15 protein-coding genes are annotated in these 24,611 nt (G+C 40.7%); 5 read left to right on the top strand and 10 right to left on the bottom strand.

The window, feature by feature from the left end:
* Nucleotides 1–13: 13 nt before the first annotated feature.
* Nucleotides 14–2,086 carry a SusC/RagA family TonB-linked outer membrane protein gene (locus tag QF042_RS09405; RefSeq protein ID WP_307527591.1) on the bottom strand — a complete coding sequence of 691 codons (2,073 nt, stop codon included), beginning with the start codon at nucleotides 2,084–2,086 and terminating at the stop codon, nucleotides 14–16.
* A 391-nt stretch (nucleotides 2,087–2,477) separates the two neighbouring features.
* Between QF042_RS09405 and QF042_RS09400 the strand changes: the two genes are divergently transcribed.
* From QF042_RS09400 to QF042_RS09380, 5 genes are all read left to right on the top strand, one after another.
* On the top strand, nucleotides 2,478–2,684 hold the full coding sequence (locus tag QF042_RS09400; RefSeq protein WP_307527589.1) for a hypothetical protein: 207 nt from the start codon (nucleotides 2,478–2,480) through the stop codon (nucleotides 2,682–2,684).
* Between the two features lie 29 nt (nucleotides 2,685–2,713).
* A complete protein-coding gene (locus QF042_RS09395; RefSeq protein WP_307527587.1) occupies nucleotides 2,714–3,019 on the top strand; it encodes a hypothetical protein in 306 nt (101 codons plus the stop codon).
* 591 nt (nucleotides 3,020–3,610) lie between these two features.
* Complete coding sequence (locus tag QF042_RS09390; protein ID WP_307527585.1) at nucleotides 3,611–5,188, top strand: ATP-binding protein; 1,578 nt, start codon at nucleotides 3,611–3,613, stop codon at nucleotides 5,186–5,188.
* A gap of 305 nt (nucleotides 5,189–5,493) precedes the next feature.
* Nucleotides 5,494–7,824, top strand: a complete 2,331-nt coding sequence (locus QF042_RS09385; RefSeq protein ID WP_307527583.1) for a PAS domain S-box protein — start codon at nucleotides 5,494–5,496, stop codon at nucleotides 7,822–7,824.
* A gap of 30 nt (nucleotides 7,825–7,854) precedes the next feature.
* Nucleotides 7,855–8,229, top strand: coding sequence for a response regulator transcription factor (locus tag QF042_RS09380; protein ID WP_307527581.1), 375 nt, complete (start codon nucleotides 7,855–7,857; stop codon nucleotides 8,227–8,229).
* 206 nt (nucleotides 8,230–8,435) lie between these two features.
* Here QF042_RS09380 and QF042_RS09375 read toward each other — a convergent pair whose 3' ends face one another.
* The 9 genes from QF042_RS09375 to QF042_RS09335 all read right to left on the bottom strand — a co-directional run bounded on the left by QF042_RS09375 (nucleotide 8,436) and on the right by QF042_RS09335 (nucleotide 24,415).
* Nucleotides 8,436–9,881 carry a PAS domain-containing sensor histidine kinase gene (locus QF042_RS09375; protein WP_307527579.1) on the bottom strand — a complete coding sequence of 482 codons (1,446 nt, stop codon included), beginning with the start codon at nucleotides 9,879–9,881 and terminating at the stop codon, nucleotides 8,436–8,438.
* Nucleotides 9,882–10,085: 204 nt separating this feature from the next.
* Nucleotides 10,086–10,277 (bottom strand): cold-shock protein, encoded by a 192-nt coding sequence (locus QF042_RS09370; RefSeq protein ID WP_307527577.1) that lies wholly within the window; start codon nucleotides 10,275–10,277, stop codon nucleotides 10,086–10,088.
* Between the two features lie 212 nt (nucleotides 10,278–10,489).
* Nucleotides 10,490–11,692, bottom strand: coding sequence for a cell wall metabolism sensor histidine kinase WalK (locus QF042_RS09365; protein WP_307527575.1), 1,203 nt, complete (start codon nucleotides 11,690–11,692; stop codon nucleotides 10,490–10,492).
* Between the two features lie 313 nt (nucleotides 11,693–12,005).
* The gene (locus QF042_RS09360; protein WP_307527573.1) at nucleotides 12,006–13,076 is read right to left on the bottom strand and encodes a hypothetical protein; all 1,071 of its coding nucleotides are present in this window, start codon (nucleotides 13,074–13,076) and stop codon (nucleotides 12,006–12,008) included.
* Between the two features lie 303 nt (nucleotides 13,077–13,379).
* A complete protein-coding gene (locus QF042_RS09355; protein ID WP_307527571.1) occupies nucleotides 13,380–14,327 on the bottom strand; it encodes a hypothetical protein in 948 nt (315 codons plus the stop codon).
* Between the two features lie 30 nt (nucleotides 14,328–14,357).
* Complete coding sequence (locus QF042_RS09350; RefSeq protein WP_307527569.1) at nucleotides 14,358–15,341, bottom strand: hypothetical protein; 984 nt, start codon at nucleotides 15,339–15,341, stop codon at nucleotides 14,358–14,360.
* 107 nt (nucleotides 15,342–15,448) lie between these two features.
* Nucleotides 15,449–16,309: a hypothetical protein gene (locus QF042_RS09345; RefSeq protein WP_307527567.1), complete on the bottom strand. Its 861-nt coding sequence runs from the start codon at nucleotides 16,307–16,309 to the stop codon at nucleotides 15,449–15,451.
* Nucleotides 16,310–17,428: 1,119 nt separating this feature from the next.
* Nucleotides 17,429–20,848: a DUF6443 domain-containing protein gene (locus QF042_RS09340; protein WP_307527565.1), complete on the bottom strand. Its 3,420-nt coding sequence runs from the start codon at nucleotides 20,846–20,848 to the stop codon at nucleotides 17,429–17,431.
* Between the two features lie 3 nt (nucleotides 20,849–20,851).
* A complete protein-coding gene (locus tag QF042_RS09335; protein WP_307527563.1) occupies nucleotides 20,852–24,415 on the bottom strand; it encodes a hypothetical protein in 3,564 nt (1,187 codons plus the stop codon).
* Between the last annotated feature and the right edge of the window lie 196 nt (nucleotides 24,416–24,611).

The raw sequence follows: 24,611 nt of genomic DNA, 5'->3' as shown, positions 1-24,611 counted from the left end.
TGTAATTCTATCTTTAAATAAGCCAAAATCTAAACCAATGTTGGTGGTTGCTGTACTTTCCCCATTTCAAATCTGGATTCGGATTTCTTACCGGCCCAATTGCATTGCTGATATTGCCATTATTTAAGAACTTATTATTTCCGGCAGGCGTACCGTAAATCAGTAGTGCAGAAAAGGCATTAAACCCTAAACTGTTACCTGAAACACCATAACCTGCACGTAGTTTTAAATCACTCACTACCGGAACAGCTTTCATAAAATCCTCGCCAATAATTCTCCATCCGGCAGAAACCGCAGGAAAGAAACCCCAGCGATTATTTATTCCAATAGCTGAAGAACCATCCTCTCTTAAAGAGGCTTGTAATAAATATTTTTCGTTGTAGTTGTATTGCACCCTGCCATAATATGAGATAAATCTTATGGTAGAAATAGGAGCATCATTGAAAATTATCTGAGAGAGCGCAGTTGGATTGGAAAGAAATAGATTATTGTAGCCTAAATTATCATTTGAGAAATTTTGTGTAGTTACACCAAAACCATCGTTGGTTCTGTCTTCCTGCCATGAATAACCTACAAGCAATTTTAAACTGTGTTTGCCAAAGGTTTTATCGTAATTGAAATAACTTTCCAATACCTGACTTTTGTTTAAAACATCAATTTTTTGCGCTTGTCCGTTAACACCTCTCGCCAGACCCGATTGGCTGTTCAGGTAAGTGCTGTAATTATTCTGATCCTTTTGTGAAGAAACACTAGCTGTAAATTTTAAACCATCAAGAATATTGACTTGAGCCATCCCGTTAATCAGGGTTTTGTTGTTCAGGTTATTAATCTCATTATTATCTACAATTGACAAAGGATTTCTCGTTCCACTTCCGGTACGGTTATAGTTTTCTTTGTAAGTACCATCCGTGTTGAATGGACTGACCGTTGGTAAATAGAACAGCATATTTGGTAATGCCTGAGATTGATAAATATCCGAACTTTTAGAATTGCTGTTGGTAACCGTTAAGCCAAGTTTTAACCTGTCGTTAAAAAATTTCTGGTTTATATATGCCCTTACAATAGTCCGTTTTAAAGAAGTATTTTTTAATATTCCTTTATTATCCAGGTAGTTTACGCTTGCCCCGTAATCTGATGCCTGACCAGAACCACCGAAAGAAACATTATGATTCTGTGAAAAACCTGTTCTTTCCAATAACGATTGCCAGTTGGTATCAGAACCATCATCATCAATCGGGTTTAAAGTCTGTTTATTATCTGAAAGGTACTGCCTTAACTCTGGCGCAGATAGCATATCATATTTCTTGGAAACCTTTTCTACCGCAGCATAACCATTGTATGAAAGACGCGCCTGTCCATTTTTAGATCTTTTTGTTGTCACCATAATTACACCATTTGATGCCCGTGAACCATAAATTGCCGTTGAGGATGCATCCTTTAAGATATCTATACTTTCAATATCGGCAGGCGCAAGTAAATCAATTGAAGCCCCCGGCACCCCATCAATAACATAAAATGGTTCTTGTGCAGCACCTTCCCTTAGGGTAGATGGCCCACGTAATATGGTTGAAGGCTTTGAATTGGGGTCACCACTCTTGGTTACATTCAAACCGGCAACTTTACCCTGTAAAAGTTGTGCTGGATTAACCATAACACCCTGGTTAAACTCTTCCGATTTTATGGAAGTAACAGCTCCTGTCAAATCCTTTTTATTTGCTGTACCATAACCGATTACAACCACATCTTTCAAAGTCTGATTATCAGGCATTAAAGTAACGTTAATCGTAGTTTGATTGCCAACTGTAATTTCTTTTGTCAATCCGCCAAGCATAGAATAAATAAGAACATCACTACTTTTTGCCTGAATGCTATAAATACCATCGCTATTGGTTGATGTTCCGCCATCGCCACCTTTAATGCGCACGGTAACGCCAGGAACAGCCTGATTGGTTTCATCAATCACTTTACCGGTAATTGTTTTGCCACTCTGAGCGAAGATGTTGAGTGAAAATAGCACCAGGAATGCGGCAAAACATGGCCATTTTCCTATAAAAGACAAATAATTGAATTGGTAATTTTGTTTCATGAATGATTAGTTATGATTATTGCAAAACACATCTCCGGCATGCTCACACCTACCTTTAATGCGCCACAAAGATGTGCGTGAAGCGTTAGGAATATGGTCAGATAGAATTATGAAATTGTTAAAATACGGACCGCTATTTAAATAGAATATTAAGGAAATCACCTTTTGACAGCCCAGGCAAAGCATCAACTTAACAATGAGCCGAATAATGCCGACTGTTTTACTGTTCCTTTATCATTTTTTGGAAACCTTTTTCATTTGGTTCGTGTTTTTCATTAACAAGGTTTTGCATTTATAATCGGATGGGCTACTTGTTTAGGGGCAACAAATGGTCTTGAAACCTTGCATAAAGGTTTCCCCTACCGTGCCTGGAATCATTTCAATGAAACAAATGACTTTTATAAACGATATGGAAGAGAAACATAACAGCATGCCAGATGGCTTGAAAAAGGAAACTGAACTTGACGAGGAAACAGACTATCGGGGCATTGCGGGCAGCGCAAGCCTGAACGCACCGAAAAAGGAAATTAAACTCGATCCTTCAGATGACGAAGAAAGAGAACAGGATAACCAAAACCCGCTTATAAGAGGGATATAAAGAGAATTTACTTAAAGAAGCGTTATATTATGAAACAGATGAATGTCAGCGAGGAAAAAAGGGTCGGTTTTGATTTTAGCCGCTTTAGATTGCCTCAGTGCGTAAGCAAACTGCATCCGCTGCTTTTTAAGGAGGGCAACACCTATTTTGCTGTGCTTGGCCCGGATCCCCAGAGTGGTATTTTCGGATGTGGGGACACCCCTGAAGATGCGCTGATGGATTGGAACGACCATTTACGGGAAAGCCTCCGTAATCCTGACCCAAACAATCAAGTCATACAGTATGTTATAAAAACACTGCATCCACAAAGGACAGAAATATGGGAAGGGCGGTAAAGTATATGTGTTGCCTTGGCCAGATGCCAGTTATATTCACCTCAGAAAACCAAGAGCCAGAAGTCGGTACTATGTTGCTTTACTTTCATTCCGCCTAGCTGTACTCTGCTCAAAGTCGATTGTCTGCATAAAAAGGAAAAAGTATCAACATCCGCTCAAGATTCCAATTTAACTATGCTTAGGTTATAACTTACGCGGCAAAAGGCGAAAAAAAACAATATACAATTTGAGGAATTCTGATATCGGGTTTCACTTTTCAAACACTCCCTCATTTCCAGGGATCATGGCCCGGGAGTTTTAACCAGGATCCTCTGGTTTGTTAGCGAATTACCGTAACGTACTACTAGAACTTCAATCAGGGTTCCCGTGGTCCGTCTTTCGCGCCGGAAACACCAGGTTATCGACTCCGCGCATATAATATTTTCAAAAAGCAAGGACAGCACCAAGAAAGGAAAGCGGCCGCATCCAGATTGACATTAATTAATTTTCGCCCCTTATCTGGACAAAAAACGGCAATGTTAAAACATATATCCCATAAATCATGTTAGTAGGACAAAACAGTATTTATACGGGAATTTTTATCAAAAAACCATGGGTCTTGAACATGTTAAGCTGAGTGCTGAAGAACTGAATTATGTATACCAGTTTGGCAGGGTTCCAACATCGGTACATATTGGAGACGATGCCACAATTGTTTCCGCCAATGAGTCGATGCTCCACATATGGGGAAAAGATAAGGCTGTTATCGGTCAACCGCTTGAGGCTGCACTCCCTGAACTTAGGGGGCAACCTTTTCTGGGCCTTTTCAAACGAGCATGGCTCGAAGGAGAGACCATTACCGGAACTGCCACGCCGGCTGAGCTCAATGTCGGGGGAAAAATCGGGACCTATTTTTTTGATTTTGAGTACCGGCCGGTCAAAAACGAAAACGGAAAGATTATTGCGGTCATAAATAGCGCAATAGACGTTACCGAGCGGGTACAAAAAGCTAATCTAATGGATGACCTGGAGGAAACCAGGTCGAATCTGGAAAAGGTACAGCGGCTCAACCAGCAGCTTGAAGAAACCCGGAGCGAACTTGCTGAACTAAACCTTGAGCTTGAAGAACGCGTAGAACAGCGTCTCAATGAGCTATCAGAAAGCGAATCAAGGTTCCGCTCGATGGCTGATGGAACCGAGTTATTGATCTCGGTGGCCGATGAACATGGCAAAACCATCTATTACAATAAAAAATGGTCAGAACTTACAGGGAGGGAGCCAGCCAGGCTTATGCGCGAGGGCTGGAACGACCTCATCCATCCTGGAGATCTCGCCGGTCTGACAGAAAACGAGAACAGGTACAAGAAAAATTTTGAAAAGTTTTCGAATGAATTCAGGATCAGACAGGAAAACGGGGATTACCAATGGATGCACTGCCATAACTCTCCAAGGTTTCGGGCAGATGGTGGCTTTGCGGGATATACGGTATCCTGTCTTGATATTACCGAGCGCAAGCTGGAAGAAATACGTAAGAACGGATTTATAGACATCATTAGCCATGAGCTCCGGACACCACTCACCTCGATCAACGCATATATCCAGGTACTGAAAAGAAAACTATCGGATTCGGAAGACCTTACCATACCAGAAATGCTGGAAAAGGCACAGCATCAGATAAACAGGATGAGAGAAATGATCAACAGCTTCCTGAACCTCTCAAGGCTGGAAAGTGGCAGACCGGTACTGAACCGCACAACATTCGATCTCGGCGAGCTGATAGTGGAAACAGCCGGTGACATGAAGGCTTTCCATTCCCTGCATCAGTTTAGCCTTCGCATTAATGGCGATATTCCGGTTAACGGCGACAGGGAAAAACTCCGCGGCGTGCTATGGAGCCTGCTGAACAACGCAGCAAAATACTCGCCTTACCATTCTTCTATTCAAGTCAGCTGTAAGGCCAAGAACGACAGGGTCTTCGTACAGGTCGAGGATGAGGGAAGCGGCATTCAGACTTCTCACCTTAAAAAAATATTCGGGAAATTTTTCCGCTCCGAACAGAACCCTACAATTTCTGGTTTTGGGATCGGCCTGTATCTGTGCAATGAAATCGTGCGCATGCACAATGGGGAGATCTGGGCGGAAAACCGTGAACCAGCAGGTAGCAGATTTACATTTACCATTCCCATTTAAACATAAAAACGAAGTAGGAGAAAATAGGCAGAGAATACTTAAGCCTAAACCAGGGATATGGGGTCACCAATATCTTTCAGGCATTTCGATACAGCATGCTTTTTGCCAGATCAGTTGAAAAACCCGACTTTAAAAAATAGGATCTGATTTCAGCTTCAGGTAATCCTGCTATGCAGCGAGCTGCGGGAACTAAACTCCAAAGTTTCAGCCCAGGACTTTATTCTTAAAACTATTACCACTTATAGTTGTTAATTTAGTTGGGCATGGTATGATTACACCCCGATAAAAACAATTACCGAACAAATATGGATTTTAAATCTGTTGACCAACTATTTACATTCAGGTCAATTTTTCAGGGCCTGGAGGATGCCATAATCTGCCATGATCTGAACTTCAATATAACAAATACCAACCCTGCCGCTGAACGGCTTTTTGGCTTCAGCAAAGATGGGCTGGTCGGAAAAACTGCTGGGATAACCATGCCGAAAGGCATCTTCAAAGAATATGAACGTGTGGCCGTACTGGTACTCGGCGGGGAAAAAGTTCACGATTTCCGGACTGTCCGGCAAACGGCAAGTGGAACGGAAATACAAGTCTCCATCACCCTTTCCCCTGTCAGCGACGACGAAGGAAAGATTATCGGCCTGATCCAGATGATCCGTGATCTATCAGGCGGGCGGGATGCCGAAGAACAGCAGGCAAGACTGGCTGCGATAATAGAAGGATCGGAAGATGCCATTGTGAGCAAAACATTAGACGGATTTATCACCAGCTGGAACAAAGGCGCACAGGAGATGTTCGGATATACCCCAGCCGAGGCCATCGGGAAGCATATTACCATGCTCATACCCCCAGACCGGATAACTGAGGAAGACTACATTATCGGTAATGTGAGGGCAGGAAAAAAAATAGAACATTATAAAACAGTGCGCCTGGCCAAAAATGGAAGGGAAATACCCATTTCGCTGACCGTTTCGGCCCTGAGGGACAAAAACGGTCATATCATCGGTGTAAGCAAGATTGCGCGCAACATTACCGCACAAAAACTTGCCGACGAAAAGCAGGCAACCCTGGCTGCCATCGTCCAAAGTTCCGATGATGCGATCATCAGTAAAACGCTGGCCGGTGTGATCAGCACCTGGAACAAAGGAGCAGAAAACATCTTTGGCTATACAGAAACCGAAGCTGTGGGCCAGCATATTTCTATATTGATTCCACAGAACCGGCTTGACGAAGAAGAGCGGATCATCAACAGTATCAAAAGAGGTGAAAAGATCGACCACTTTCAGACCATCAGGCTCAGCAAGGAAAACAAAGAAATCCAGGTATCGCTCACCGTGTCCCCTATAAAAAACAGCGAAGGGGTAATCATAGGGGCATCCAAAGTAGCACGGGACATCACCGCACAACGCGAAGCAGAAATTGCCCTTGAATACAATGCACAAAAACTACTGATTCTCAACACAATCGGAAAAACCATCAGCGAACAACTGGATGTCGAGGTGATTCTGCAAAAAGTAACAGATGCAACAACAGAACTCACCAGCGCAGCATTTGGCGCCTTCTTTTACAATAAAACAAATGTGGACGGTGAATCCTATATGCTCTATACCCTTTCTGGCGCTCCCCGGGAAGCCTTTGAGAAATTCGGTACGCCCCGCAACACAGCAGTCTTTCACACCACCTTCAGCGGTGGAGGCATAGTCCGCGTGGATGACATTACCAAAGATCCGAGATACGGCAAAATGGCACCCCATTTCGGCATGCCCAAGGGTCACCTTCCTGTCGTAAGCTACCTCGCTGTTCCGGTTATTTCGGCGACAGGCAACGTCATCGGTGGGCTGTTCTTCGGCCATCCCGAGCCTGGAAGATTCCTTAAGGATCATGAGGAGCTCGTTGCCGGCGTAGCATCACAGGCTGCCATCGCTCTGGACAACTCAAAACTCTTCGAAGAGGTTAAAACCCTCAGCCGCAAAAAAGATGAATTCATTGCCCTGGCATCGCATGAGCTGAAGACACCCATCACCGCAATGGGCGGCTTTCTACAACTCCTTCAAAAAACTGCCACCGGAGAAGTGAACAGAAATTTCGTGAACAAGGCCATGGGACAGCTGGACAAAATCAATTTGCTCATCAACGATCTCTTTGATATATCCAAGGTACAGTCGGGCAAACTGCAGTTTAATTTCGAAAGCCTGAACCTGGGCGGGCTGATCAGTGATATATGCGAAACCTTCGCGCATTCCGTTCCACAGCATAATTTCATTTTCGAACCCAGCGGCGAGCTGACCATAGAAGGCGACAGAATGCGCCTGGAACAGGTAATCACGAACCTGATCGGTAATGCAGTGAAATATGCCCCTCAGTCCCCCGATATCAGCATAAATGCAGTAAACCAAAACAATGAAATAACAGTTTCAATAATAGACAATGGCGCTGGCATTCCCCAGGCGGAACAGACCAACATATTCTCCCAGTTTTACAGGGTCCGGGAACAGGACAGGCATATTTCGGGCCTTGGACTCGGCCTTTATATCACCAGGGAAATCATTGAGCGCCATGGTGGCCGCATATGGGTAGAAAGTGAGATGGGAAAAGGTGCTGCTTTTAAATTTGTCCTTCCCCTGCAACAGTAACATCAAGACTAATTTAAAAACACGGCACAAATGAGCAAAAAATTAATTTACGTTCTTGAAGACGATCCTGATATCAATGAAGTAGTTGTGTATATCCTCTCAGAAGCCGGATATGAAGTGAACGGCTGCGCCACAGTTGCACAGTTCGGAGAACTGGTATCCCAAAAACTGCCGGATATCGCGATACTAGATATCATGCTGCCCGATGGAAACGGCCTGGAAGTATGCATGCAACTCCATAAGAATGAACAGACTTCGGCCATAAATGTTATTATGATGTCAGCCAATAGAAGCAAAAATGAGGTTGAGCAAATGGGCTGTGGAGTAGCATTCATAGCAAAGCCCTTCAATATTGATGATTTTGTTACGCAGGTAAACCTATTCGGCCGGGCTTCCTATAACTGACCTTCTGTTAATTGGTTGCAGAAGCATTAAAGATGAGCGCAACAGTCCCCGGAAAGTTACCTGTCATCGCTAGCCGTAAATACAAACGAGCCTATAATATATAGCCCGTTCGCTTAACAAAGTTTTCAATCTTATAAACCGTTGTAAACCCAATAAGGTTATCAAACCGCATGTAAAACTGGCTATACAGCCCCAGACGCTAAACATTATCCGCTGATCGGGAGCATAAACCAAAATGTGCTGCCCGCTCCGGGTTCGCTCAAAACACCGATTTCTCCCTGATGTGTTTTAATAATCTCGGCACTGGTATAGAGGCCGGTGCGCATTCCCGAAAAGCGTCCTTCCTCAAAATCTCCATTGGTATTCCAGTCAAACAATGTCCTCTGTCGCTCAATCTCAATTCCTGGGCCCGTATCTTTGACAGATATCCTGCACCTATCACCTTCCTGTTCGATAAAGATTTCAACCTTCTTTGATCCCGGAGCATATTTTAAAGCGTTATCAAGGAAACTTAAAATGACCCTTTCTATCCTTTCAGCATCGGCAGTTATCGATAGGCTCAGGTCTCCTTTGATGCTGATCTGTTGCGGTCCGCCAAGCTTCAGGTGATACGTACCTTCTTCAATTAGCTTGGAAATATTAAAATGGGTCTTTCGGAGCTGGATAAAATTTTCATATGCCCTGCTGGCATATAACAAATCCTCAATCAGCGATGAAACTTTTTCGACGCTCTTGCTCACCTGATTGAGCAGCGTCTGAGCTTTCTCCTCCATAACACCCTGCAGCCGGTTAAGCAATTGCACAGAAGCTTTCAGCGTAGTTACCGGTGTTCTGAGCTCATGGCTGGCAGCACGGATAAAATCTTCTTTATGGCGTTCTTTCTGTTTGTCTACAGTTATATCGGCAACAGTCCCTAAAAATTTTGAAATGCTGCCGTCAGCGTCTCTTTCTGCTCTTCCCTGGAAATTAATCCATTTGACTGTTCCGGCGGTGGTAATTATTCGGCCCTGGAAATTAACTGCCCCATATCTGGGCAAACTGTCCATAACATTCTTAAAACTACCGCGGTCTTCATCGATAATATGACTGGTATAATCATGGACAGTCCATTGATTATTGGGTGTCTCGTAGCCAAATATCTGGTCATGAATTTCCGAACGGAAAGAAAAATTTCCGTCGGGTTCCATTTCCCAGACTGCCATCTGGGAATTCCTGAGTGCAACGTTGAGGCGGAGCTCTGTTTCCCGAAATCTCTTGGTTCCGGTTATATCATCAAGAACCGTAAAGCCATATGTTACCCCATCATCGTTGAAAAGAATTGTTGTAACATCTACCCAAGCAAGCGAGGCATCCTTTTTGACCAGGCAGGCCTGGAGCTTGAAGTAAGGAACTCTACGGCTCCATAATGCTTCCTGTAGATCATGCCATACCGGTTTATACTCCTCGCATGCATAGTCCAGAATTTTTGTACCCTCGATCTCTTCGGCTGTGTAGCCCAGCAATTCAACCATTGCCTTATTCACTTTGAGAATGGTTAGATCTGAACCTATTATTTTGCTGGCAACACTCGTAAGACTGAAAATGGAGTTAAACTTATCCTCGGACTCCTTAAACCTTAACTTATAATTATCCGTATGAGCATCCTTAGCCATATGTTGTTTAAATTGAGTTTCATGAAGAACAATTAGAAAGCGAAACTTGTTTACAACGATGTGAAAAACCTTGCCTACCATCAAATATCTCCTCTCCTTATACAACTGGTATGTGTTGAAAATTAGGCCATTCCTCTGGATATGGTCAAAAAAAAACACCAGGCTTTACAGCATGGTGTTTTTAACAATGTATGAAGGTATATATTATCCTATCTTAACGTTGATTGCGTTCAGGCCTTTTCTGCCCTCTTCTACATCATAGCTTACTAAATCATTCTGGCGAATGTCATCTAATAAACCTGATACGTGCACAAAAAGCTCTGCATCGCCATTAGCTGGTACGATAAATCCAAAACCTTTTGTCTCGTTGAAAAATTTTACTGTTCCTTGTTGCATTATATTGTATTTAATTATTTTCAAATATAAATAAAATTATTGAAAATCAAAACTTTACAAGCCTGCACAGGGCATCTATCTGTCTGAATTTCAGCTTCCAGATCTCCTGGCGTGTTATATAATAAACGGCCGGTCAAAAAAAATCATCCGCTAGCATCTGTACAGGAAAGTATTAATGTGCATCCTGTACATGAAATCAAGACCATTGAAAATCAGGAATTGCTTGTGTCGCTAATCTCTGGAATGATGTCTGCTGCGGTGGTAGTGGAAGAATCGCCAATGGGAAGGGTAAACCAAAACGTGCTTCCCCGGCCCGGTTCACTTTTCACACCGATATCCCCATCATGGTATTTAATAATCTCAGCGCACAGGTAAAGTCCTATACCGAAGCCCGTTATATTCTCGGTCTGGCTGGTTGTTATCCTGGAATGGGGTTTGAAGAGTTTGGCAATATCTTTTTTTTCAATTCCCATTCCAATATCCTTAACACTTATTGTGATTTTGGTTTTATCGTCCTGACAGACAACTTCTACCGGCTTTCCGGGACCAGAGTATTTGACTGCGTTGCTGATCAGATTGATGATCACCTGTTCGATCTTTTCCCGGTCTGCATATACGATGGACTCCCCACATTCTGCCAGGCTGATCACATGGTCAGGTGAAATTTCGGCATATTCATCAATCACCTCCCTCAACAGCTTGTTAATATCAAAATTCAACCTATTCAGATGAATTTTGCCGGATTCCACTCCTGAAAAATTCAGAAAGCCATTGATCATCGTTGTCATTTTTTTTACCTGCTTTTCCAGTTTAGACAATGCGCCGATGGTAAAACTGTCCTTCTTTTCTTTTGCCCATCTATTGAGGAGCTGGATGTAAGCTTTCAATGCCGTCAAAGGTGTCTTAAGCTCATGACTGACCATTCCGATGAATCTGTTTCTTCGAAGTTCACTGTGCTTGAGTTCGGTGATGTCCATAATCACGCCAGAGAACTGATTGGTACCCGTTGATGCCCGGTCTGCGCCTCCCATTGCCCTAAGCCATCGCTGCTGCTGATCATGAAATCCGGTCACCGGGTATTCCAGATAAAACGGTTCACCCTGGTCAGCGGCTTCTTTTATGGTACGGATCACTTTCTGCCTGTATTTTGGAGAAATTTGGACGAGAACTGCCTCAAGGGACATCTCTTCCTCTGCAAAGTAGCCATGCATTTCTTTCATGCGTGCAGATGGGAGAAAAGTACCGGACTGCTCATCCATGAACCAGGTACCTATATTAGCGGCTGCTATGGCAAGCCTGGGAATATCGAGTGACTGATATGGAATCACCTTAGGATCGGTTGCATTATTCGCTGGGTGATCTATCCCGGTGTTGTCTTCCATCTTTATTTCTTCCTGTTTTTCTACAGTGCTCAAAAATAACACTTTTTTCCGAGGATTAGATAGAGGTGCCGCTGCACTTTCTCCGCGATGAAGGTTTTGGCACTCCGGCCGTTTTGCACTTTATTTACGGTAACCACTGTCAAGTCAAAAAACATTCATCGGGGCTTCCCAATCCACCTCAGGGCTTGCAGCTTTTGCTTTATCAATGAAGAAATATTAGCCTGGATTTTAAATTATATTTCATGATATCTTATTTAAAACCCTTTCCAAGAAATAAAACAATAAACCTCCTTAGTATAAAAGGTATTTTACCTTTAATTTATTTTTTAATCTCTATACAATTGATCTACTGATCAGTCTTTTCTATGAGTTTTTTCATCTGTGTTTTTAACAACTCGATATCTTCTTGCAACGAAAGATTACTTTTTCTTTCCTCCACTGCTCTCTGTTGCTGATCTGTAATCTTTTTATCCTGTTGAATGATATATAGACTCAGTTCCTCGATTTTCTGAAGTAACTTCTTATTCATCGCTCCAAGCTCAATCCCTTGCTCTTTCACTTCAGCTGCTGAAGGTATTCCCGGGAGATGCTTATTTTCGTTAATATAGCTTTCGAGCGATCGGAGTGGCATCAGGCTATATTTCGGTTCAAACACAAAATCTGGCCATCCCGTCATTTCCACTTTAATTTCCTGGGCCCTGATTTTTCCTTTAACCGAAAGTTTCTCCTGTGGATTGAGTGTTCCAATCCCCACATTGCCCTGCGCGTTCCAAATACCTAAAGGCAGACCAATATTGGCATTTCCAAATCCGCCGTCATATCCCAACTGGATGGTCCCATTTCCAGCCCGGATAAAATCAACTCTGACCCCTGAATCATGAAATCCAATACTACTATAATCATGTGCATTGAGCAATAAAGTAGAGTTCGGTATCCAATCTGCCTGTGTGGGATTTGAGTCTTCTGTTATATTCCCAATGCTGACATGTCCATCAGCATTTGTTGCAACAGAATTGGTACCCACAACCACTGCCCCGCCATTAACCTGTAATTTCGACTGTGGTGAAGACGTCCCAATACCAACATTCCCGTCACCCTGAACCACCATCCTATCGTACCACTGACCATCGCCAGCATAATTGACCCCAATAGAAAATTTATCCTCCGGTTGAAAATCGTCGCCTATGCCAAACCGGAATTCGCTTTGATTTCCTCCGCTATTAAAATGACTAATAAAAAAATCATCAGAGTTTCCCAAGAAATAAATCCTTGGTCCGTAACCTAGGGCATTATGGAAACCTGCACCAATATTCAGATTTCCATTTATGGTCTGATCTTGGGCCATTGCACGATTTGGATACGCACAAAAAAGATAAAGAGTGGCCGAGGCCAAAATTTTGTAAAAGTGTTTTTTCATAAGAATAATTTATCTGGAAAAATTCATCATCAGTAATGTGATGGCTATCTGTTAAAACTACACGAATGATTTATTTTTAAAGAATCTTTTTGACGAACGATGCTTTTGAGGTGATATTCTTGCGTTTTGGAGTGACGAACGAAATTTGCCTGTTACGAAAACGTTGTTATATAGCATAATTTTTGCTTTAGGAAACAAAAATTATTGGCAATAAAAAAACAGGCGCATTTTATACTGCACCTGTTTTTTTGAGACAGAACCGAATATTCATTAAAGCTAAATGCCTTTAAAAAAGCATTTAAATTATTTTTTTGCTGTAGATTTTTCCTGGAGTTCTTTAATCAGCTTTCCTTGCTCAGTGAGTTGTTTTTGTTGTTCAATAAGATGGAGTGTAAGTTCTTCTATTTTCTTTACAAGGGTATTGTTAAGCTCGCCTAAAGCAATACCTTCTTTCTGAACCTCGAGCGCTGATGGGATTTCAGGCAAATGCCCGTTTGTATTGATATATTTTTCTATTTCAGATAATGGAGTGAGCTGATATTCTTTTTTAAAAACATAATCAGGCCAGTTGGCAGCTTCTACTTTCACCTCTTTAGCACGGATATTTCCATTTACGGCAAGTTTCTCTGCAGGGTTGGTAATACCGATCCCAACATTACCGCCATTAGGCTGTAGCGCCAGATTGGTCCATTGGTGCTGAAACCACCCTGCTTTGATAAAACCAAAACCCGCACCATTTACATCATAGCCCATCACCACACGTTTGGCTGGATCGCTGCTACCAGAAACACCAAACTGGGCAACATCTATATCCGTGTTCATTGTAATATCCTGCGCCACATTGAGTTTGTATTTCGGATCAGTGATACCGATGCCTGTAGAGCCACTGGTGGCTACCAGACTGATGTTCCCATTTTTCTTCGCAACAAATGGCATTGTGCCCGTTGCAGCCGAGTAAATATAAAAATCTCCATCAGCAGCCGGGAAATCTTGCTGCCCAACCACAACGCCCAAACGGATCACCTCATTATCTGTTGGTGTCCGGAATCGAAGCTCGGGGAAAAGCGAAGAAGAAATACGGAGATAAAAGCGATCTGTTGTATTTCCAATGTTAGCATCCCCATTTACATCAAGCGGCATTGCCGGATTTAAAGTATTGATACCTACACTACCATTTGTAGGTAGCGTATTTTGGGCCATCAGTCCAAAAGGAGATGCAAGAAGCCAGATGAAGTAATATTTATTGATCATACATTTAATAGATTAAATTATTGGAAATGGTTATTTTGATTTCTCTAATGCAGAAAGCCTGCTTAACACCACGGCTAAATCTTCGGCAGCCTTTTTCTGAGAAGCGGTCTGAGCAACTTTTATTTCGTTAATTTCTTTTTCTTTCTCTATAAGATGGAGCGTAAGTTCTTCTATTTTCTTTAATAATAATTTATTCATCTCTCCCAGCTGAATACCTTCTTTTTCTACTTCAGCCGCACCTGGTATTTCGGGCAGATGTTTATTTGTTTTAATATAACTTTCCAATCCTTTCAACGTTCCAACATTGTAACCCGCTTCAAAAACATAATCTGGCCAATTGGTGGCTTCTACCTTAATTTCTTTTGCACGGATGTTGCCGTTAACAGAAAGGCGTTCTCTGGGCATTATCGTTCCAATGCCTACATTACCATTAGAATTGATCGCCATTGCAGTTAACTTACTGTCTGCTACATCAACATTCCCATGTACATTAAAGTTCAGGCCCATATTCCGTATCCCTGGATAACCCGTTGCTGCAGGGAATCCACCACAACAAATCCAATCCGGTACCGATTCAATCGAAGCACCAAAATAATTAGGGATAACATCCCTAAATCCGGGAAAGTATATCCCTTTGGCGATATTTGGACTATTATAATCGCCTAAGGTAATCGATTCGTCTCCTCCTGTAATATGCAACCGGCTTAGATTGCTGGATGTTCCAAGTCCAAGGTTGCCGTTCTTATCTAAAAACATTCTGGATTGTCCTTCAGTAAAAAATCTCACCCCAGCATATCCGGAAAAATAAGCAAACGGCGCCGGAGTTGGAGCCTCATTGTACCATCCTAAGCCATAGTGTGGAACGGTATTACCCGAAAAATTAAAAGCATCACCAGAACTATAAGCAATTGCAAACTGATTTAAACTAGCAGCGGTTTGGCCAAACGTGGTAGTAGAATAAAATACTAGTGCAATTACCAATGTATTCACTAGTTTTTTGATGTTGGTTTTCATTTAGAGCGTATATAAATGTTAATATTAAATGATTTATTTCTTAGTTGATTTTGTTAAGTTCTTGATTACTTTGTCTTGCGAATCGATACGATCAATGTTATCTTTTTTCATTTTCGTTTTGGGCTGGTTTCAAGTTTTCTTAATCTTTCTTCAATTTTCAAAATCAATTTACCTTGGATATCTAACTGATTTTCCTTTTCAATCAAATGCATAGTCAGTTCTTCTATTTTCTTTAATAATAATTTATTCATCTCTCCCAGCTGAATACCTTCTTTTTCTACTTCAGCCGCACCTGGTATTTCTGGCAGATGTTTATTTGTTTTAATATAACTTTCCAATCCTTTCAACGTTCCAACATTGTAACCCGCTTCAAAAACATAATCGGGCCAGTTGGTGGCTTCTACCTTAATTTCTTTTGCACGGATGTTGCCGTTAACCGAGAGTGTTTCTTGCGGATTAGCCGTTCCTATTCCTACCCTTGCGGCATTCAGTATAAGGGGTTGATTACCTCCCCCCGTTTTTAAGATGATAGGATAATCGTTGTTCATAAAACTCATGGGATTAAACTCTTTGTCTATACAGAAAGCCCTTGCATCTCCTGTTCCGATTCTGCTTGGATAAAAATGTGATTTCCCATATACAGTAAGTGGTACTTCGGGATTGAGTGTTCCGATCCCCAGATTACCTTCAGAAGAAAAGAACAGTTTATCGAAAGCACGGAAACTTCCATCGTTGGCGATGTTAAATCCGTTGCCAATGCGTGTGCCTCCGGTAAAATCGCCGCCATAGTTTAGACTAAAAACATTACTGGCATCATGCACCAAGGCCCTGCCGCCAGTACCCCGCGCTGGAAAGCGAAAAATCACATCTGCTGCGCCATTAAAATAAAATTCTGGTGTTTGGGCATAGCTCAACAAAGAGAATACCTGTAGGGATAAAAGCAGGAACAAAAATTTTAAGTATTTCATTTTTTTATTGTCGTATTTTTATATTTATTTATTTTAAAGATTGGTATAATCGAAAACTACAGAATATAAATTCATTATATATTTGATTGATATTATTTGTGTTTAAACTAGCATATATCACCAAAAAAGAAAAATCTTTTTGACGAACGTGCGATATCGAGTGATATTATGGGCTTTTGGCGTGATGACTTTATTTTGGAATTTTATTAACTCACATATCAAAGCCTTTTTTTTAGAAAAATATCCAAGCTCATGCATAAATATTAAGGTGAAATTGAAAAAATAAGGTTTTAAAATTTTGTTGAAACGAAATGAATCAGACTCAAGTTAACTCGGCTGATTAAAAAACAAAGCCCAGCGTTTCTGCTGGGCTTTGTTATGTATTATACTTGTCTAGTCCTGAAATAGCGAGATGTTAAGACCAGTAGAGGGATATTAACTATAAACCGCTACTAAGGTACACTTTAGCTCCTGGCTCAATCTCAATTCTGTAAAATCTACTCCAACTTCTTCATCTGCCATGACTTCCTTTAGGCCTCTACCATGCGCGGGTCTAGGTACTGATTAATAAACTTATAAATGCAGTAGGAACAATAACAGCAAAGCTTCAGCATACCTGCCTAGCTTATACTACAACTCTACTTATTCCTCAATGGTCTCTGAGAAATAAGTATATTATTTAATAATGTACAGATAAACATTTAAAGCTATAATAATCCCTATGCGAATGTAATGGGAACTCCTATAGAATCCAATATTTTTCAACTTACTTAAGTAAATATAGTAAACAACTAATATTATAAACTGCATGATATAAAAGAACGTTTTATAGAAATCACCAGTAATAATAATAGCTATACTAACTAAGCAAACCGAATAGACAATACCTGCAATAATTGAGAATAAAAAATTTGTCTTCCTTTCATTGCGGAACATGAACCACCCAAAGAAAAAATAATAAAATGCTAATAATATTAGAGTGGTAAGCGCTGGAACTATAGAGTTATATGGACTAACAACCGTTACTACCGTTGCTAGTCCAAAAAATAACTCCTCTGTGCTAAAATATTTAATTATATCTTTAAAAACACTCTTGAATCCCAAATCTTTATTCATTAGTTAGTAATTTATCTTTAATTCAACACCAACAAAAAGCTTAATAGAAAATTTAATTTCATTTTCCTGAGTTTTTTTTGTTGCTCCATAATGCGTTTCATAAACTTCTTGTGAAGCATAGCTTCGACTTAATGAAGTACTAATCTTTGTCTCGCTAACTGACTTAAGAAAAGACTCTTTAAATACCCCTCCAACTTTAACTACAGTGGTATTATTCGTAGAATACATACCATCTTCCGGATGTAGATTAAATTTACCTCCAGCTTCAATGCTTGAGCCTAAAATGTTAAGTCCAACTTTACTTTCAGTTTTTATTCCATCCACTTTCTTAGGAAATGATGCAGAACTAGTATAGTGGCCTTTATTCAATTTGTGTTTCGTTTCTGCAAGAGTAAAAACTAAAGGTGACACGTCAACAGAGGCAACACTAGCTATTGTAGCCCCAGCTTGAACACCAAAGCTTACTTTACTTGATACTTGAATTTTTGGTAGTTTTTTGACCATATTAGTAAATTGCTTCTTTATGTTCGTCCAACTTGGCCAAGGCCACATTCCATCAGGGTCAGTAAATTTTATTGGATTATCGAAAGTATAATTATATACTGACCATCTTCGACCTTGCTCAGCTTTGGGATCAACCGAAATCCACCTACCAATAACCGGGTCATAGAACCTAGCGCCATAATCGTAAAGCCCCATATCTTCCTGAAACTCCTTTTTATTGTAAAGATAATTATTTTTCGGAGATACGACTGATCCTCCTGGAGTCTCCATTCCAAATGGAAAATAATTATTAATCTGCACGGATATGGCGTTTCCAGAACCAGTAGTGAAGCCAACTCTGCTGTTACCAAGATGATCACCTATTGTGTATTCATAACTATAAGCAGATAACCCGTTAGGGATTGCTCTTCCTTCTTCTGTCTGTACAAAATTGATATCTGTTCCTTCGTAATGGATCCCGTTAATATATTCTCTCGCAGAACCATTTATTAATGTGCGCAGCTTTTCTCCACTGGCCGAATAAAAATACGTTATATTTTTTGCTGCAATGCTTTGCGGTAAATTTAAAAGGTTGTATGTAATGGCTATTCCTTTGCTATTATCGGTTAGCATATTCCCATTCCCATCATAATTATACCCGAAAGTTCCTGGCTTCTGTCCTTGAGTGTCGTTAGTAGAATCATCAATGGTCTGCAATTGATCGGTTATTCCTGTACCATTAACATAGTTGTAACTAAGATTATCTATACTTGTACCTATAGCTACACGATCCAGGTGTGTAATATTACCAACTTTGTCATAGGTTATAATTTCACTATTGTTCTCCGTTGAAACGCCCTGTGTTAATCTATTCAGAAAATCATACTGGTAAGTATAACTTTTGTTGAGGCTCCCGGGTGTACCCCAAAGTTGGTTAGCGATATTTCCATTAAACTGTTTATACGTACCATTGTTGTACTTTAACTCCATGGCAAATAACGGTGCTGATGCCGACTGCATCCATCCTCTTTCATTATAAGTATAATCAATAGACTGTGCAAAATTTAAACTATCAGTAGAATGGAGATTGCGTTTCTTGAGCTGACCTAATTCATTATAATCCATTTTTGAAATAAGCACCTCTATATCGCTTGCCTGCCCACCGTTTGTCATTTTTTGCCAGGTTTTAATCTTACGACCTGTATGATCATAAATGTAGCGATTTTTGATGCTCAACCTCATTTGTTGGTTTCCTGCATTATTAATGTAATGTTCTCTTAAACTATTTGTTGTCTGCCCAGAAAAATTATAAGTACTTGTAACCCTATCATAATTATTCTCATTAATCTCTCCAGATTTATAATGTTCTTCAAAGCCGGTAATTATCTGACCGTTGTTATCATAAAAATTTGCATTCCACAGATAATGGTTTGTATTATTCAACACAGCTGTTTTTGTCGCCGTTGGAAGGCCCCTGGTTATCCTACTTGCATTTGAAGGTGCTACAAAAGTATAAGGCATTCCAGGAATATTATCATAACCATCATAATAATTGATAGTCAGGGCAGTGGTATTATTCATCGGAAAACACGTGTTGCTATAACCATTACCAGAAGTGGTCCGGATTTCCCAGGCAGTAGATTGATTATCAACCATATTCTGCAGACTGATTCTTTGGTTGGTGCCAATATCGCCTGCAACTTGAAAAGTACCTGTAACGATTGTCCTATTCTGGATATCATATTTAAAAAAGGAAGCCTGTTGAAATGGTCCTTTGATCCGCTGAACAGAATCCTGGCTGGCAACCAATTGATCGGTCTTGTTGTATATCATATATTCCCATCCCTTCCCTGGAACCTTTTTTTCAACTAGCCTGCCCTTTGCATCATATTTATATTGATAACAAAGGTTATTCAGTTTGGAAAGGCTAATAGCTGCCCCATCATTTGCATTTGGTGGAAGCACAAAACATAAATTGTCCCAATCATCATAAACATAATAGGTAGATAACTCTGTGTCGTCTGTCTGCCAGTGCCTTTTGAGCACAATATGTCCATCGCGGTCCTGATATTCTTCAACGGTTCCGGCTTTGCCTTTGTCTGCCGTCCAGTTCTCATCCTTTGTAATGGTTAAGCGTAGCTTGTTTGCACGATACCAGCCCAAATCTACCAAATTCCTAACATGTGTGTTTGATGGCGAGCTGGCGAAATAATTTTTCACCTTGTATATACCAGAAACATTTGTATTGCTCTTATACTCTGTTAAAACAGTTCTGCCCTGATTATCATCTCTTGTGGCTGCAGGCTGCCAAACTGCACCTGGAGCACCCTGTTCCAATACCCTGTTTAGCGGCGACGATTCGAAAACGGTTGTTGAAAAAGGCGCAACATTACTCTTATAATCCTGCCCGCTTAAGCCATAAAATTGTCCCTGTGCATAAAGATCAACAGGACTATAAGATCCTGGTGCACTAACGGATGTTGTATAAGGCAGGAACTTTCTAACCTCACGCCCAACAAAATCATACTCAAAAGGTTGGATAACATCTCTATTCCCTAAAGGGTTAGCTCTTATGGATACGGTTTGAGAAGGTCTACCTAGCCCATCAAAATATTGAACAGTCTGCGTTACATCACAATTTGTTAAACTTGCAGCAGACGCATCGTTAGCATTCATTACACCTGGGATTCTGAATACTTTTGCACTTACATAATTTTGATTACCACTTAAAACGGCTCCCAGAGGTGTACAGGTAAAGGAACTCTGTCCTATAAATATCCGAAGGTTACTGCCTGAGGGCGCAAAGAAACCATCGGTAAGCGTAATGCTTTGAGGGTCGCTAATTTCAGCCTGCCCACTGTAGGTATTTAAAGACAACTGGGCCTTTGCACAAAAAAAGGCAATAAATAAAATTACGGATAAAATCAGTTTCTTTTTCATGGCCTATAAACTCTTAAAGTGATAATCAAATGCCTTTACAATATTCCCATCCTGATCCTTAATATGTTTAAGACGCATAAATGCATCATATTCATAGTAGGTTGTCATTCCCTTAGCATCATTCGAACTGGTTATACCAATTGTAGGGTCGTAAGTATAGGTAACCATTTCTGCATTACTAGGATATTGTCTGAGTTCATCGATAAATCCGTTACCTGAAATAACAATTTTATCTACCCCGGTTAGTTTTCTTTCAACGAATTTCCACCCATCTTTTCTCCTTTTAATATCTTCTGTACTAACGGTCCCCGCCGAAACGTAACTTTGCGAAGTGGCACTATAGATGTAAGTGCTAATATTTAAGATACTTCCATCATCCCTTGTCCAGTAGGAAAGTATCTGAGGTTTATCCCTATTGATATAGTCACGCGAAATATCTCCATAGGTGAGGTTATATGCCTTTTTCCCCATTGGGGTATCCGTATTTTGGATTCCAGAAAGGTTAAAATTGAGATATCCATATGGATAGGAACCACCATCTATACTCTCAAAACTGGTATAGGCGATCTCACTAAGGTATTCTCCCTTAACCTTAGCTATTGGCAATTGCAAATTGTAACCATAAACTACACTGAACTGCCTCCCTGCTTTATCCTGATAATTTTGGATCTTACCATTGTCTCCCTCTCCAATCATTTCTTTTTCAAAGAGTGTATTGTAATTATCAAGATATTCGCTAAGTGTTAACATTTTCCCAGAGGTATTGAGCTTACTTGGGAAAGCAATCATCACCTCGCCATGAACAAAGTCTGGCCCAAGTCTCACTACAGAATTATCCTGCGATCCACTAAGAATATATTCTATGTTGTTTCTTTTAATTCCACTTAATTGATGGATTGGAATACTTAATATACCGTTTAACCGCAAATAATGTGAGTTAAACATGGCAGTGGTTGAACCTGCATCCATAAAGTCACCTGGATAATAAGTTCTATTAATTACTGAATCACCCCTACTGTCAAGTCCTGCTGTCCTTGTTAACAGCATGTGTTTTGGGTTTTCATAGTAATAATTGGTGATCACCGTATCTATAGGAGCCGCATTAGTTTCATAAGTGATGACTTGATTTTGTTTAAGTCTAATGCAGGTTGAAAATGTAGACATCTCAACCGGGCCACCACCATATTTACCGGGAAAATAACTTTCCGGAGTCTCGTCAACAAAGTGGGTCCAATATAGCGGATCTGCCACTACAGGAACGGTTTCACCTGAGCAGGATTGACTTGGAGAAGTTCCTGGCCCCAGTTGCTCTACAAAACACACGGTATAATCTGTTCCGGTGTACTGGCTATATAATGTTCCGATTACACTACCGAAATAAGAATAAGATTTTTGTGGAACAGATGGCGTAGGAGCTTTGAATGGAGAATAATAAGTGTTAATATTTTCCTCCACCTTATCATAGGACCCCCCAGAAAGGATCTTATATTTCGTACACCTCAGTAGCTTTTCATGAATCCTTTCCGGATTTACGCCATAGCTATTATAGAAATATCCAGGCATGCTACTCGTATCCCAAAAATCAAAACTCGGAAGCACATATTCATAAGTAGTCTTGCTGTGGTTCTTGTAATAGGCTGTGCTATCCTTTACCACGTACTCGGTTACATAGCCATAACCTGCATAACTTCCGCCTCCATAATCCATATCATTTAATGGATGAGAAAACATGACCATGTTATCGAAACTATTGTTGCTTTGTCCATAAATTGCCCGCGACATTAAAAAAGTACCCGGGTATGCAACTTTGCCGTACCCACTCTCTCCATCTGCAGGTGAGCGCCCATAGGTATATTCTTTTTTAGTGTAATTTTCTTCGCCATTTTTAAACATCACAGACTTTATCCGGATTCCTCCACCGTCCTTGCTCTGTACAATACTGGATCCTCCATCGCGTTTCGTATGCTGGAACCGGTGTGGTTCATATTCGTAAATTACAGTGCCGCCGGTAGGTGTTGTAATTTTGTTAAGTGTACCTTTAATTGCTTCAGCAAATACAAAATCTCGATTGGCAAAAGGTATTCTTGAAATGCCCAACGCACCGGCATTTCCCAAGGTGATAAATCTAGATTCTTGCGAGGTCCTGGGCAGTTGAACCGCTGATACATCCGTATTTCCAATATCGTAGACGGGGTAGTGCACCTTACTATTAAGTACCAAACTTGCCGCAGGACTTTCCATAAGCGTCTGGTTACTAACCTGGGCATTATAAAACCCCCATCGATCCTGCGCATACGTAAGGGCATTCCAAGCAACTGGAAGTGAACCGTTATAGCTAAAACCCCATTTATTTATCAGCACATCATTTGCATCGGTCACCAACAACTGACGGAGATAATGGCTCCCATTTTGAATATCGTAAACAAAACTGAACTTTTTAAGCGGAGCGTATCCACTCTCGGTTTTCTGTTCGATGATAATTGTATTTAAGACATCCTGACCATTTAAATCAGCTCCGTAAACGAATGATACGCGACCAAAATTATAGACAATGTTTGAAAGCCTAGTATGATTAATGATTTCGGTACGGTTTTGCGAATAACTCGGTTCTTTAATCAGAAAGGAATTACTGGCACTAAACCATGTACCGCCAGATTCGTGTACATCTCTAGCCATAGGCATAGTAACCATAGTTGTGGTTATGCTTTTATTCCTTAACCTAATATCGTCAGCTTGTGATGTATTTTCAACTATACTTTCATAATTAAAATTTATGGTTTGGTCTGTCCACTTGGAGGTGATAACAGATAGATTTCTATTCTCATAATTGGGAGAAGGCTTCCAAGTTTCACTATAAACAGTGCCTCCTTGCGAGTTTTTTTCGTGAAATGATCTCTTGTAACTAGCCATTATATCACCTTGACCATATGTATAGGTGATACCTTCCCCTGAGGTAATAGAGTTCTGATTATTGATCGTGATGGTTGGATCATAAGGATAAGTAAGCTTGTTTCCTCCGGTGACCATAAATTTACCACTACTTATTGGGGTACTATAAGCATAAGCATCCCATGCCCCGTCTTTTTTGTTATTCAGCGCATTTACTGCAAATTCGCGATGTGTAGAATTATTAGTCACATCAAAACTTCCAGTACTAAAAAGTGATGTCATTGGGTTGGGATTATCCCATTGTCCTAGTCCCTTCGAATCAGAATCGGGTAATCCATTTACAATAGTCGTTATTTTCCCTCCCGCATTCAGTTCCCATCCCATCCCAACACTACTCGCCGCCTGGCCAACCTTAATACCAAGGGCATTATAGCTTAATGAGATCGGAACTATAATATCGTCAACTTTAATTGTATATAAGGGTATTCCAACCCTAAGGGTGCCATTTTGGAAATCAATATTATCCAAGCTGGCATCATTCAATAAGTTTCCGGGTTGGGGGACAACTCCGATACTACCGGTAGCCCTTTTGTTAAAAGCGACCTGTGCAAAAACCACGGTTGAAATAGTCATGCCCAATAGCAATACAAGTGGAGCGAGCAGAAAATTTTTTCTCATATTAAATTTAGATGATTAAATTAAAAACTGCTGACAACAACTATTATTTTGTTAGTATCGAACAGATAGAAATGAAGGTATTCCTAAAAAATAAAATATCATAATCTTTTTGACGAACGTGCAATATCGAGTGACGAACGTGCGTTTTGGAGTGATGACTTTTATGGCATTAGTTAAAACTGCCTATAATTGACCT

The sequence above is a fragment of the Pedobacter sp. W3I1 genome (genome assembly GCF_030816015.1).
Taxonomy (GTDB): Bacteria; Bacteroidota; Bacteroidia; order Sphingobacteriales; family Sphingobacteriaceae; genus Pedobacter.
Note: the sequence above shows the minus strand (reverse complement) of the source record. Positions and strands in the feature narration are given on the sequence as shown.

Coding starts and splice junctions, on each gene's coding strand:
- QF042_RS09405 (WP_307527591.1), bottom strand. CDS start 2,086: ATGAAACAAAATTACCAATTCAATTATTTGTCTTTTATAGGAAAATGG.
- QF042_RS09400 (WP_307527589.1), top strand. CDS start 2,478: ATGACTTTTATAAACGATATGGAAGAGAAACATAACAGCATGCCAGAT.
- QF042_RS09395 (WP_307527587.1), top strand. CDS start 2,714: ATGAAACAGATGAATGTCAGCGAGGAAAAAAGGGTCGGTTTTGATTTT.
- QF042_RS09390 (WP_307527585.1), top strand. CDS start 3,611: ATGGGTCTTGAACATGTTAAGCTGAGTGCTGAAGAACTGAATTATGTA.
- QF042_RS09385 (WP_307527583.1), top strand. CDS start 5,494: ATGGATTTTAAATCTGTTGACCAACTATTTACATTCAGGTCAATTTTT.
- QF042_RS09380 (WP_307527581.1), top strand. CDS start 7,855: ATGAGCAAAAAATTAATTTACGTTCTTGAAGACGATCCTGATATCAAT.
- QF042_RS09375 (WP_307527579.1), bottom strand. CDS start 9,881: ATGGCTAAGGATGCTCATACGGATAATTATAAGTTAAGGTTTAAGGAG.
- QF042_RS09370 (WP_307527577.1), bottom strand. CDS start 10,277: ATGCAACAAGGAACAGTAAAATTTTTCAACGAGACAAAAGGTTTTGGA.
- QF042_RS09360 (WP_307527573.1), bottom strand. CDS start 13,076: ATGAAAAAACACTTTTACAAAATTTTGGCCTCGGCCACTCTTTATCTT.
- QF042_RS09355 (WP_307527571.1), bottom strand. CDS start 14,327: ATGATCAATAAATATTACTTCATCTGGCTTCTTGCATCTCCTTTTGGA.
- QF042_RS09350 (WP_307527569.1), bottom strand. CDS start 15,341: ATGAAAACCAACATCAAAAAACTAGTGAATACATTGGTAATTGCACTA.
- QF042_RS09345 (WP_307527567.1), bottom strand. CDS start 16,309: ATGAAATACTTAAAATTTTTGTTCCTGCTTTTATCCCTACAGGTATTC.
- QF042_RS09340 (WP_307527565.1), bottom strand. CDS start 20,848: ATGAAAAAGAAACTGATTTTATCCGTAATTTTATTTATTGCCTTTTTT.
- QF042_RS09335 (WP_307527563.1), bottom strand. CDS start 24,415: ATGAGAAAAAATTTTCTGCTCGCTCCACTTGTATTGCTATTGGGCATG.